The 12,804-nt window shown below is 37.4% G+C and carries 15 protein-coding genes and 1 tRNA gene; 15 read left to right on the top strand and 1 reads right to left on the bottom strand.

Annotated elements, in window-relative coordinates; all coding sequences use genetic code 11:
* The first annotated feature begins 125 nt into the window (after positions 1-125).
* From FFM55_RS02270 to FFM55_RS02300, 7 genes are all read left to right on the top strand, one after another.
* Positions 126-2,177, top strand: coding sequence for a peptidoglycan D,D-transpeptidase FtsI family protein (locus FFM55_RS02270; protein WP_137600435.1), 2,052 nt, complete (start codon positions 126-128; stop codon positions 2,175-2,177).
* 73 nt (positions 2,178-2,250) lie between these two features.
* Positions 2,251-2,814, top strand: coding sequence for a 5-formyltetrahydrofolate cyclo-ligase (locus FFM55_RS02275; RefSeq protein ID WP_042491668.1), 564 nt, complete (start codon positions 2,251-2,253; stop codon positions 2,812-2,814).
* Positions 2,807-3,478: a rhomboid family intramembrane serine protease gene (locus FFM55_RS02280; protein ID WP_052348359.1), complete on the top strand. Its 672-nt coding sequence runs from the start codon at positions 2,807-2,809 to the stop codon at positions 3,476-3,478. Before FFM55_RS02275 ends, FFM55_RS02280 begins: the two co-directional genes overlap by 8 nt.
* A 19-nt stretch (positions 3,479-3,497) precedes the next feature.
* Positions 3,498-3,710 carry a YqgQ family protein gene (locus tag FFM55_RS02285; RefSeq protein WP_042491666.1) on the top strand — a complete coding sequence of 71 codons (213 nt, stop codon included), beginning with the start codon at positions 3,498-3,500 and terminating at the stop codon, positions 3,708-3,710.
* A 97-nt stretch (positions 3,711-3,807) separates the two neighbouring features.
* The gene (locus tag FFM55_RS02290; RefSeq protein ID WP_137600436.1) at positions 3,808-4,776 is read left to right on the top strand and encodes an ROK family glucokinase; all 969 of its coding nucleotides are present in this window, start codon (positions 3,808-3,810) and stop codon (positions 4,774-4,776) included.
* 241 nt (positions 4,777-5,017) lie between these two features.
* Positions 5,018-5,845 (top strand): CHAP domain-containing protein, encoded by an 828-nt coding sequence (locus FFM55_RS02295; RefSeq protein ID WP_042491663.1) that lies wholly within the window; start codon positions 5,018-5,020, stop codon positions 5,843-5,845.
* 162 nt (positions 5,846-6,007) lie between these two features.
* Positions 6,008-6,397, top strand: a complete 390-nt coding sequence (locus FFM55_RS02300; protein ID WP_042491662.1) for a rhodanese-like domain-containing protein — start codon at positions 6,008-6,010, stop codon at positions 6,395-6,397.
* A gap of 78 nt (positions 6,398-6,475) precedes the next feature.
* Here FFM55_RS02300 and FFM55_RS02305 read toward each other — a convergent pair whose 3' ends face one another.
* The gene (locus tag FFM55_RS02305) at positions 6,476-6,658 is read right to left on the bottom strand and encodes a DUF3042 family protein (RefSeq protein ID WP_042491660.1); all 183 of its coding nucleotides are present in this window, start codon (positions 6,656-6,658) and stop codon (positions 6,476-6,478) included.
* Between the two features lie 73 nt (positions 6,659-6,731).
* Between FFM55_RS02305 and FFM55_RS02310 the strand changes: the two genes are divergently transcribed.
* From FFM55_RS02310 to FFM55_RS02345, 8 genes are all read left to right on the top strand, one after another.
* The gene (locus tag FFM55_RS02310; protein ID WP_042491658.1) at positions 6,732-7,361 is read left to right on the top strand and encodes a glycerophosphodiester phosphodiesterase; all 630 of its coding nucleotides are present in this window, start codon (positions 6,732-6,734) and stop codon (positions 7,359-7,361) included.
* A gap of 2 nt (positions 7,362-7,363) precedes the next feature.
* Positions 7,364-8,287, top strand: a complete 924-nt coding sequence (gene miaA, locus FFM55_RS02315; RefSeq protein WP_042491656.1) for a tRNA (adenosine(37)-N6)-dimethylallyltransferase MiaA — start codon at positions 7,364-7,366, stop codon at positions 8,285-8,287.
* Positions 8,288-8,352: 65 nt separating this feature from the next.
* Positions 8,353-8,700 carry a MerR family transcriptional regulator gene (locus tag FFM55_RS02320; RefSeq protein ID WP_137600437.1) on the top strand — a complete coding sequence of 116 codons (348 nt, stop codon included), beginning with the start codon at positions 8,353-8,355 and terminating at the stop codon, positions 8,698-8,700.
* A gap of 34 nt (positions 8,701-8,734) precedes the next feature.
* Complete coding sequence (gene glnA, locus FFM55_RS02325) at positions 8,735-10,081, top strand: type I glutamate--ammonia ligase (RefSeq protein WP_042491652.1); 1,347 nt, start codon at positions 8,735-8,737, stop codon at positions 10,079-10,081.
* A gap of 139 nt (positions 10,082-10,220) precedes the next feature.
* Positions 10,221-11,099, top strand: coding sequence for a hypothetical protein (locus FFM55_RS02330; RefSeq protein ID WP_042491651.1), 879 nt, complete (start codon positions 10,221-10,223; stop codon positions 11,097-11,099).
* Between the two features lies 1 nt (position 11,100).
* A complete protein-coding gene (locus tag FFM55_RS02335) occupies positions 11,101-12,114 on the top strand; it encodes a hypothetical protein (protein ID WP_042491649.1) in 1,014 nt (337 codons plus the stop codon).
* Positions 12,115-12,624 carry a hypothetical protein gene (locus FFM55_RS02340; RefSeq protein WP_042491648.1) on the top strand — a complete coding sequence of 170 codons (510 nt, stop codon included), beginning with the start codon at positions 12,115-12,117 and terminating at the stop codon, positions 12,622-12,624.
* Between the two features lie 70 nt (positions 12,625-12,694).
* A tRNA-Arg gene (locus FFM55_RS02345) sits at positions 12,695-12,768 on the top strand.
* Positions 12,769-12,804 lie beyond the last annotated feature (36 nt).

Genomic DNA, 12,804 nt, shown 5'->3' on the forward strand with positions numbered 1-12,804 from the left:
GGCTCGACTACGATTTATAATAATGTCGTGAGAAAAATTTATTATCTACATATTTGGTTAAGGTATGATTGTCTTTTTTTATGCTACAATAAGTAGATTAGAGTATGAAGGAAAGGGTTTAGATTATGCGATCTCCTAAACGCCGTAGTGGCCGGCTAAAGATTAAAAAAGGCTCAATGTCACGAATCCCGGTTCGATTGAATGTTTTGATGGGTATTGTGATTTTGATGCTAGTGGCATTAGGTTGGCGCTTGGTGAATTTACAAATCACAGATAGTGCTAAATATAAAACAGAGGTTACCAGTTCTGAATCTAGTATTGAAAAAATAAATGTACAACGTGGCTTGATTTATGACAGTACAGGTAAGGTACTCGTTACAAATAAAGGTTCACAGGCGATTACCTATACAAAACCGCGTACCATTACAAATAAAGGGATGTATGATATTGCCAATCAAGTTGGATCATATTTAAAGTTAAACGATGACCAACAAATATCTACAGCAAATTTTGCGATGTATTATATCCAGTCGCCTAAACGGGCGGCCAAAGTTGTGGCGGCTTCAGGTACCACAGCAGCACCTGGGACCGATCAATATGTTGACGATTTAACAGATTATATTGAAAAACATAAATCACAATTCTCATTGAACGATGCCCAGCTTAATAAGGCGAAAATTTTCCAAAAAATGGCTAATGCATATTCACTTTCAACGGTCTATTTGAAGGAAAACGATGTTTCTCAAGAGGAAATAGCTAATATTGGGGAACGGCAATCAAAGATGCCTGGTGTGCGTGTTGGTATTTATTACACACGTGATTATCCAGGTGGGCAAGACATTAAATCATTAATTGGTGCAACGTCAACTTCTAAGAGTGGATTGCCTTCAGATTCAGTCAATGAATTATTAGCGAAGGGTTATGCGCGTGATGATATTGTTGGAACGTCCTACCTAGAAAAGCAATACGAAGATACTTTGAAGGGCTCAAAGGGGCGCGTTAAAGTCACGACAAATAAGGATGGTCAAACAACCGAAGACAAGATTTATGCTGGTCAAGTTGGTGGTGACTTAAATCTAACCATTAATAATAAATTCCAAGATGATGTTGAAAAAATTCTGCGGGATAATATCCCTGGTGGCAATACAACTGGCGCTTATGCAGTTGTATTAAATCCCAAAACAGGTGGTGTTTATGCTTCTTCAGGAATTAACCGTGATGCAACGACCGGTGCGTTAACTTCGGATGCTTTATCAACAGTTAATCAAGCAAACGTTGTCGGATCAGTTGTTAAGCCGGCAACGATTACAACTGGTTTTATGAACAATGTCATTACACCACAAAATAATGTTTTGACCGATCAGCCAATTAAAGTTGCTGGTACATCACCTAAAACATCATGGTGGAATCAAAATGGTAGTGGTAATATGCCATTAACAGCAGATAAAGCACTAATGATGTCATCTAATACGTATGTGATGCAGGTAATGTTGAAACTAGGTGGTTTAAACTATTATGATGGCATGTCATTAGCTTCATTACCAACAAGTGTCTTCCAAACAATGCGTGATGGCTTTTCACGTTTTGGGTTAGGTGTTAAAACGGGAATTGACTTGCCAGGTGAAATCACGGGATTACGTGGTAAGACAACGCGTGAAGATATTGGTAAGGCATTGGATGAATCCTTTGGTCAATACGATACGTACACAACAATGCAATTAGCGCAGTATGTTGCAACCATTGCAAATGGTGGGTATCGTGTTCGCCCACATATCGTGCAATCAATAACGAATCATAATTCGAAAAATCAGAAAGTGACAACCACAATTCCGACTGAAATTATGGGAACGGTTAATTGGAATGCAGATCAACGTCAATTAATTTGGGATGGTATGAATGAAGTTGTACACAGTAGTTCTAGTTATGCAACTGGTGCTGGCTTAAAGGATATTAAGCCAGCTGTGTCAGCTAAAACAGGTACTGCTGAAACTTTCACAAATGGCCAACCAACATTGACGAGTTCGCTTATTTCATTTGTGCCAAATTCTGATGTTGCTTTGGCAGTTGTGGTGCCAGGGGTTGATCAGGCAACTGAAAATGTTAACCAAAAAATTGGTAAAGCCATTTATGCAGCTTACTGGAAAGATGTTGAACACGCAAGCTCAGCTGATAAATAGTTTATAACGAAAGCACTAGATTCATCCAATAAAATGGAGATGATATTTAGTGCTTTTATTTTATGGAGGGTCTATGGTAACGAAGCAAAATGTACGCCAACAAGCTTTAGCAAATTTAGCAGTTTTTTCAGATGAACAATATGCTTATTTTATGCAACAGATTGTTAGTAAAGTAACAGCATTACCAGCTTGGCAATCAGCACAAGTGGTTGCTTTGACAATATCACAAGCAAAAGAATTACCAACGGATTTATTAATACAAACCGCATTATTACAACGTAAGGTGGTTGTTTTACCACGAGTATTACCTAATAAACAAATGGTGTTTATGACAATTACACAAAATACCCGCTATGAACGTCATAAGTTTGGTATGTTAGAACCAGTTGATGGCCGAGTTGTGACACCGAGTGAAATAGACTTTGTGCTAGTACCGGGTATTGCTTTTACTCAGAATGGTCACCGAGTTGGCTTTGGTGGTGGCTATTATGATCGATGGCTACCACAGGTTACTGCGACAAAAATTGCCGTATCAATTACAGCTAACGTCTTTAGTCAACCAATTTGGCCACTTGAAACAACCGATCAAATGGTTGATCAAGTCATTGTAATAGATGAGGAAATAGATAATGAATAATTTTAAACATGCGTGGCGGCAAGCGCCTGTGACGGTAAGTTTAGTTGCAATTATGGTGGTTGTCTTTGGGGTTGAAATCATCATTAGCCAACAAATAAATATCATGGCACCAGTGTTATATAAGATGGGGGCGTTATTTACACCAGCAGTTATTTTATTTGGAGAATGGTGGCGGTTATTAACTGCAGGATTTTTGCATGTAACACTGATGCATTTAGTATTAAACATGATTACGCTTTACTATTTAGGTCGTTTACTTGAACAATATGTCGGTAGTATTAAATTTATCCTTAGTTATGTGCTTGCACTATTAACGGGTAGCTTGACCAGTATGGCTTTTGGATCAGCTAATACAATTTCAGCTGGTGCATCAGGGGCTATCTTTGGACTATTTGGTATGATTTTTGTACTTGGTTTGTTGGACAATGGTGGATATTGGTTATATCAAGCTAAGACCTTAAGTATTTTTGTGATTTTGTCACTATTGCCGGTTTTTTGGGGTAGTAATATTGCTATAACGGCACATATAGGTGGTTTAGTTTCAGGCTTTTTATTAACGCCTATGTTTTTAAAGGAGCATGCGACTAATAAACAGAGGTTAGTGGGCACGACCGTTTGGTTTTTTTACATTGTGATATTATTAATGAAAATTTTTAATCGTTAGTAAAAGAGAGAGTGATAAAATGAAAACTTTTTTAGACGTCTTACAGCTATTAAAAAAATATGATATTTACATTCATTTGGGGAATCGTTTATGGGATATTGAATTGGCAGCAATTGAAGTTGATAATTTATATAAAGCTGGCTTGTTAGATAACAAGCGATACGCTCAGGTTAAATTAGTATTAGGACACGAGCATGAAAATGAAGAAAAAAAACAGCGAGATGGTTTGTAAACGGTTTCACGTTGTGTTGTGTAATTGGCTATTTGTCGGTATAATGGTCAAGAAAGCGTTGACTATTTTATAATATTTTAAAAAGAGGTTTGAAGTTATGGCTAAAGATAAATTAATCGGAATTGATTTAGGTGGTACAACCATTAAGTTTGCAATTATGACGGCTACAGGTGATATCCAACAAAAGTGGTCTATCAAGACAAACATTATGGATGAAGGTAGCCATATTGTCCCTGATATTATTACTTCAATTAATTATCATTTAGATCTTTACCAATTAGATAAAGAACGCATTATTGGTGTGGGTATGGGAACACCAGGAACTGTCGATGAAAAAACGGGTACAGTACAGGGTGCTTTTAATTTAAATTGGAAAGAACCACAACCTGTTAAAGCTGACTTAGAGGCCGGATTAGGATTTAGTGTTGCAATTGATAATGATGCTAATGCAGCTGCATTAGGTGAACAATGGCGTGGTGCTGGTAATAATCAACCGGAAGTTGTCTTTGTGACATTAGGTACCGGTGTTGGTGGTGGAATCGTTGATTCCGGTAAATTAGTTCATGGTGCTAAGGGTGCTGCAGGTGAAATCGGTCATATGATTGTTGAGCCAGGTGGTTACCTATGTACTTGTGGTAACTATGGTTGTTTAGAACAGTATACATCAGCAACCGGAATTGTTCGTTTAGCGCATGATTATGCCGATGCATACGCTGGTGATTCAAAGCTAAAGTCAATGGTTGCCAATGGTGATGAGATCACATCAAAAATTGTCTTTGATTTAGCACAAACAGGTGATTACTTAGCTAATGAAGTTGTTGATAAGGTTTCATTTTACTTAGGATTGGCAACTGCTAATATTGCCAATATTTTAAATCCTTCAGCAATCGTTATTGGTGGTGGTGTGTCTGCTGCAGGTGATTTTTTGTTGAACAAGGTTAAGAAAAATTTCCAAGACTTTGCTTTCAAAATGACTCGTGATGTTACTGAAGTAAAGCTGGCTGAGTTGGGGAATGATGCAGGTGCATATGGTGCTGCTTCATTAGCGCTCCAAGCACAAGTTTAATTAAAAAACAAAAATAATTTGTAACAATATGTTACAAATTATTTTTTTGTTTTTAATGATATTAGGTAAATTAAACGAATAATGCGTTTTATAGTGTGTTTTAAGTGATTAATTAAGAATTCGCATCATAAATCCTAAGTTTTTATTAAAAATTGTTATACCAATGTAACTTGTATGTTAAATCCAATTGATATAATTCTTGTATCTTTCAGAGAGTAATTACATTCAAGGGGAATAAATAATGACTTTAAATGCACAACGTTCAAACAAAAACTGGCTGGTAGCAGCTGCTACTGTAGCTGCCGCAGCTATTTTACCAATGACACAAACATCAACTGTGTCAGCAGATGACACAAAAGATAATGGTGATAGCCACACTTCTTGGCGTGCTAAGACTGTTGAGGATGTTAAGTCAGTTTTGTTAACAGCTGGTAAAGAATACCAAGTACAATCAGGTGATACACTTTCAACAATTTCAGAAGCAACTGGTGAATCAGTTGATGATATTGCGGCTGCCAATGGTGTGTCAGATATTCACATGATTAGTGTTGGTGAAGTTTTGAAGTTGGACGTTGATGGTGCTGATAAGGCTATGACATCACAATCAGCTGAAGTTCAAAAACCAGTAGCTCAGGCTACACCTCAAACACAAGCTGTAGAGACACCACAAGCAACACAACCAGTTGCAGAAAAAACAGTAATGACAACGCAAGCTGTAGCACCAGAAAAGGTGGCAGCACCAACATATAATACAGCAGGTAACTCTTATCCAGCTGGTCAATGTACATGGTTTGTAAAGAATGCGCTATCATGGGTTGGTAACAACTGGGGAAATGCATCAGGATGGGCTTCATCTGCTGCTGCTGCTGGTCGTGTTGTTAATGGACAACCTGCAGTAGGTTCTGTTGTTGTATTTGCCCCAGGTGAGCTAGGTGCTGGTGCATTAGGTCACGTTGCTGTTGTTGATGCAGTTAATGGTAACTCAGTTTCAATTTCAGAAGGTAATTATGCTGGTATGGCATACCACACTCGTACAATCTCAGCTTCTGGTTTGACGTTTATTCACTAATTAATAGATGAAAAAGCATTTTCAGAGATTATGACATTATGTCGTAACCTCTGTTTTTTAATTTTAAATAAATACGCATGAATTCTTGTTTTTTCAAAGATTTATGACGTGAATTTTGGTATGATATTAGAAGGATTGTATTAAGAAACGGGGAATTAAAGTATGTGGATAACGTTATTTGTAATTATTTTGATTTGGTTATTGTGGATGGTCGGTAGTCGTATCTGGACTAATAGATTACTAAAGCAGTCGGCAACAGTATTATCAAGTGAAGATTTTGAAGCACAAAGTCATGGCCATGATATTGTTGATATTCGAGAACCAGCTAAGTTCAAATCAAAGCACATCTTTGGTGCCCGAAACATTCAATATATGTTATTAAAAGAAAACCATGCAGCGTTACGTAAAGACAAGCCAGTCTTTCTTTACGATGAGAATGGCCAATTTGTTGCCCGTATTGCTAAGGTTTTGCACAAAGATGGTTACAACCAAGTAAATGTATTGAAAGGTGGTTTCAATACTTACAAGGGGAAAGTAAAGTCAAACCAATAATAAATGAAAACCAGCTAGGTCAGTTAAGCATAATTGCTTAAACCATCTAGCTGGTTTTTGATATTATGGTAATAACGATTAAAAGCGGTTACCGTGTGATTGCGCAGCTTTACGAGCAGATTTACGTTCTGTTTCTTCAAACTTTGCTTCTTCTTCCTCAATTGGCTCAACTGCCACTTTGTGAAATGTAAAAGCAGTCGCTGCAGTTGCTGCAATTGTACCGATAACGCCTGTTAGAAGGCCCGCCCCAAATTTTTTCATGTTATGTTCCTCCAAATATTTGTTAAAATTATTTTAACATATTTATAACCATTTAATAAATAGAGGTATTAGAATGCAATTACTAAAAAAATCCGTCATTGCGCACCGTGGTGTGCATGATCATGGTACACCTGAAAATTCATTATTGGCATTTGAACGAGCAATTAATATCGAAGCAGATGGTCTAGAAATCGATGTACAATTAAGTGATCATCGTTTGGTACTCAAACACGATATTAATGAGGAGACAACTGCGGATTTACCAACATTTAGTGATTTTTTGACATTAGTAAAGCAAACAAATTATCAAGGGTTATTACTAATTGAATTAAAGGGTGCCCAAGGTGCGCATCAGTTATACCAAGAATTAAGGGCATGCCAATTATCAAATCCTGTGATGTTGCAATCTTTTTGGGAACAACCGTTGCGTGAATGGCGTGCTTTAGATAAGCAAGTTACTATTGGTTATTTACGGCATTATCCTAATCGAAAATGTTGGCAACTCGCCAAAGAAAATATTATTCAACAGGTTAATTTGGATTATCGTTATTTACCTTTGCGTATTTTTATGCCATGGCAATTACCAACTTATTGGTGGACGATTAATCGACCAACTGTTACTTGGTTATTGATGCATTTACCAGTAGCAGGGGTTATTACGGATAATGTCTATCAAGCAATTAAATATAAAAAAAGGAATTAATTATGCAAAAATTGGTTGTCATTGTGGGACCAACGGCTGTAGGCAAAACAGCCTTGTCATTAAAGTTAGCGAAACAATTTAATGGTGAAATTGTTTCAGGTGATTCGATGCAAATTTATCGGGGGTTAGACATTGGTACTGCTAAAGCAACACCAGCAGAACAAGCCCAAGTACCACATCATTTAATTGATATTGCCAATCCAACTGAAAATTATTCGGCTGCAAAATTTGTGCAAGCTGCTCAAAAAGCGATTACTGATATTGCGTCACGTGGCAAATTGCCAATTCTAGTTGGTGGGACAGGCTTTTATGTTCAAGCATTGTTAGGAGATCGACCGTTAGCCGTTGTGCCTGATGTTTCAGATCCAGAATTTGTCGCGCATTGGACACAAATTGCACATGAAGAAGGTGAAATAGCGGTCCGTTCGGCGCTTAAGGTGGTTGATCCAATTAGTGAGACACGGATTTTACCTGGACAAATACGCCGTTTAATACGTGCTTTATTAGTTAGCACGCATACTGGTCAGCCTTTTTCATCATTGCAACCAGAGCCGAAACGACGCTATGATGCATCAATTATTGGGTTAACAACAGAGCGGTCAGTTTTATATGATCGTATTAATCAACGTGTGGATTTAATGATGACGATGGGAATTTTAGATGAAGCAAAATTTGTGCAAACACTACCAGATGACAGTACGGCTCAACGAGCAATTGGCTATAAAGAATTGTTTGATTATTTATCAGGAATTAGTAGCTATGAAGATGCCGTAGCAAAACTCAAGCAAAACTCACGACGTTATGCGAAAAGACAAATGACTTGGTTCAATAATCAATTTACTGACATTCAATGGTACGATATCGTACAATCACCTGACCAGCTAGACCAAATTTTAGACCAATTAAACGCTTTTATGTTAGAATAGCTGACATCAAAGCACATCTGTGTATTAGAGAGTGGTATTATGCTAAGCATAGGGAGGTCGGTAATATGAGTGGACGAGAATTACGACGTGATTTGGCTGTCTTACCGATGAGTGTCGTACGAGAATTAACGGGGTTAACTGATCGTCAAGTACGTTATTATGATCAACAAGGTTTGGTTGAACCGCAAAGAGGTGCAGGTAAACAACGTCGTTTTTCTTTAGAAGATGTTGATCGTCTACTCCAAATTGCTGAGTATTTAGATGCGGGCTACACTGTAGCAGAAATTCGCGAAGTAGATGCAAAGAAACTTCGCAAGCAAAATAATACAGCACCTTCCGAAGAAAGTTTACGCCATATGTTAGCAGATGAGTTATTAAATATTGGGCGTTTTAATGGTCAGCAGAAATTTTAAAAGTTGTATACAGTATAAAGGAGACGTGAGTTTAATGGTACGTAGAGCATACACAAAAGATGATATCCGACAGAAAATTGTAGATGAAAATGTTGAGTTTTTACGGTTGCAATTCTCAGATGTTTTTGGCAATATCAAAAACGTTGAGGTGCCTGTTTCACAACTAGAAAAGGTGCTATCAAATAATTTGATGTTTGATGGCTCATCAATTGAAGGATTTGTACGCATCGAAGAATCAGACATGTATCTATATCCTGATTTGGCAACTTTCATGATTTTTCCATGGGCAACAGATGAACATGGTGGAAAAGTGGCCCGGTTAATTGCTGATATCTATACAGTAGATCGTGAACCATTTGCAGGTGATCCACGTAGTAACTTGAAGCGTGTGCTTAAGCAGATGACTGCCGATGGCTTTTCAAAGTTTAATCTTGGTACGGAACCTGAATTCTTCCTTCTTAAACTGGATGAAAAAGGTAAGCCAACAATGAACTTGAATGATAAGGGTGGCTATTTTGATTTGGCACCATTGGATATGGGTGAAAACACACGTCGCGAAATCGTTCTTGAGATGGAAAAGATGGGCTTTGAAGTAGAAGCTGCGCACCACGAAGTTGCGCCTGGTCAACACGAAGTTGATTTTAAGTATGCAGATGCCTTAGATGCTGCTGATAACATTCAAACGTTTAAGCTTATTGTTAAAACCATTGCACGTAAGCATGGCTTGTATGCAACATTCTTGCCAAAGCCTATTTCAGGAATCAATGGAAATGGTATGCACGTTAACATGTCATTGTTTAATGATGCAGGTAATGCCTTTTATGATGAAGAGGGTGAGTTACAGTTATCAGAGACTGCCTATCATTTCTTAGGTGGTGTGTTAGAACACGCCGCTAGCTTTACTGCCATTACAAATCCAACAGTTAACTCATATAAGCGTTTAACACCTGGCTACGAAGCACCAGTATATGTTGCTTGGTCAGGTTCAAATCGTTCACCAATGGTTCGTGTTCCAGCTTCTCGTGGTAACTCAACACGTTTAGAATTACGTTCTGTTGACCCAACTGCTAATCCTTATTTGACGTTTGCAGCTATTTTGACGGCTGGCCTAGATGGTATTGAGCGCAAGTTAGAGCCAACGCATGCTGTCGACCGTAACATTTACTTAATGGATGAAAGTGAACGTCGTCGTGCAGGTATCACTGATTTGCCAGATACATTACTTGAAGCTGTAAGCAAATTGCAGGAAGATGAAGTTATTCAATCAGCTATCGGAAAGCACATGGCACGTACTTTTGTTGATGCTAAACGTCTTGAATATCAATCTTACCGTCGTGAAGTTTCACAATGGGAAATTGATAATTATCTAGAGCAATACTAAAATTTCTAAAAAAATTATAAAAACAACGCTAACTTAATCTTAAGTAGCGTTGTTTTTTGCATTATCGTTGTATGATAGTAATAGGCGGATTTTATTTGCCAGTATTTATAATTTATCAATAAAAATAGGAGGGGTTGAGATGGAAAGTACGCCATATATTCAGACAGATTTACCGTCAGATCAATCCGGATTACAACAAAAGTTACAAACCAAGTTAGATTATTTAGCAGATATTCAAACTGCGGTTGTATCGGGGGATGATCGCAAAATTTATGAACTATTGGACAATCAAAAGTATGATTTAAAGGTACGTCATCAATCAGAAACGGCATCAAATCGGCCATTAGCAACTTTAGTGGATGATATTCGTGATGAATTAAGTCATCATTTAGGTCAAAAATTAATTAGTTATCTATCAAAAACATTTCCATTTTTTTATTATGAAGAAACACAACTGGGTGTTTTTCAATTATACTTCGGTAATTGGTGGGACCGTCGTCATTTTGGTATTTTAGATCCATTGGCTGTTAATTTTATTTTTGACGATGATGAATATGAAAAGCTTGATAAGGCGGTTAGTTTAGCTGAACGTGGCCAGCGGTATAACGCACAGGTAATCGAAGACACCACTCGTGCAAATGAAACATTGCAAAAAATTGTTGACGGTCAAAATCAACGTGATGCAGAACGAACACAATTATTAGCACAATTATCTACCACCGAAGAACGTGGGGGCCTATTTGGTAATCGTGGTCAGTCTGAGCAACGTGAAGTATTAAAAGAACGATTGAAACATTTAGACGCAGCTGACGCTAAAGCGCAAACAGTACCCGCATTGATTGCAGAGAATAACGCACAAATTTTAAGCTATTCAAAGGAAGATACAATCTTAATTTATGAACAACGTGCAATTGTAGACGCATTTGGGACATTTGATAACTTCCAACAAGCAGTTGTTAATTTGTATGAAAGTTATGTATCAAATTTAAAAGCTACTTCTGAGCAAGGAGGTGTTTAATATGACTAAACATCTACAGCAACGTGTTAACTCATATGTTAATTTACTTGCAAATGATATTGGACGTATTCAAGAATTATTAGCACAGGTTAATGAATTAGCTAGTGCGGATAATCCTAAGAAGGTTCATTTGTTGGCACAACAATTAACGACATCGTCTTTAGATACAGAATGGGTTGTCGTGCCACGTCAATATTCGCAAGCTGATTGGTATTTATTGGCTTTTGATCGATTTTTACAATTTGCTAAAGTTACAACATATGATATTTTGACACCAGCAGAGCGAGAAGAATTAACGCTAGTATTCCCTGGTTTAGATGAACCAGCGACTTTTGAATTTGAAGTTAATCATGATGATAATGGTGGCGCTTATTTTACTGAATTAGGGACACAAAAGCGTTTGTTTTATTGGTCACTAACTCGTCGGCAAATTTATTTTAATGCTGATGCAATTACTGATTTGTTGGTGGAAAATTTTCGTAAAAAAACAACAGCGGCACGAATCCGACCAATTGCTAATTTATTAACGACATTTGGTCGTTACATGGAACAAGAATTTGATTATCAAGTTGATTATAATATTTTAGAAACGCAAGATGATTTTTTGTATCCAATGAAACAAAAGGAATTGCCTGCGGGCATGTTGGATCGATTGTTTGTCTTGTCAGCTGATTCAAATTACTTTTTACAGGCGATTCCAAATGGTGCCGGATTAGTATTAGATCGTGGTGTCGAAGTGCGTTTGTTTTATGTGAATGATGCAACTGCTTCAAATGCACAACGCTGGCATTTTCAAGTAATGGATGGTCAGGATGCTATTTCATGGTTAGATGTTTTGCTAGATTATGATTTTATTGGTGCTTGGTACCTTGTAGAACGACGTTATTTAGCAATCGAAAGCGAACCACTTGTGTTTGAAAAGACGGCAGTAAACGATCCCGAAACAAATGATGCCAATGAGCCGGTTATTAAACCAGAGGTGTTGATACCAAAATCAGTTGAGGAGTTAGCGTAGATGCCAGAACTGGATATTGCACAATATTTGCGGCTGACCAAAGACATGTCACATATGATTAGTAATCAGTGGTCAGCCCCAATTGGTCCCAAACAAATTTTGTTAAATGACTATTTGAATTTAGATGTTACATTAAGTAAACTAATGATGGCAACACAGTCAATCATGATTAATGTGCCAAGTGAGACGTTGTCAGTAGCTGAAGAAGAAATTATTAATCTGTATACGCAAGCGTTAGTTCAATTTTTGACAATTAGTTTAAAGCAACAATGGACGCATTTGATGGTGATGACCGATGAGGATATTGACCAGTTTAAAAAATTTCCACAACGTCATTTAGCACATCAATATATGGGCATCAAGACTATGTTATTAAATAGTTACCATCAAAAGCGACAAGCTGACTTTGCGCATGCGTGGCGGTCTTTTTTAAAATTAGGGTTAGTCGAATTAAATCTGACGCAGAAAGCATTGGATGAGACAATTCAAAAAATTTTTAATGAGAAGTAAGCTTGATTCATTATGAAAATAAACGTACAATAGATGAGGCGGATGCATATTTGTAGCATCTATTGTCTATGCAACTGTAGCACAACTGGATAGTGCACTCGGTTTCTACCCGAGAGGTTGTGGGTTCGAACCCCACCAGTTGCAAAAAAAATAGTCCTAGCAATGTTGTTAAATCAACAT

The organism is Weissella sagaensis (assembly GCF_005405285.1).
Taxonomy (GTDB): Bacteria; Bacillota; Bacilli; order Lactobacillales; family Lactobacillaceae; genus Weissella; species Weissella sagaensis.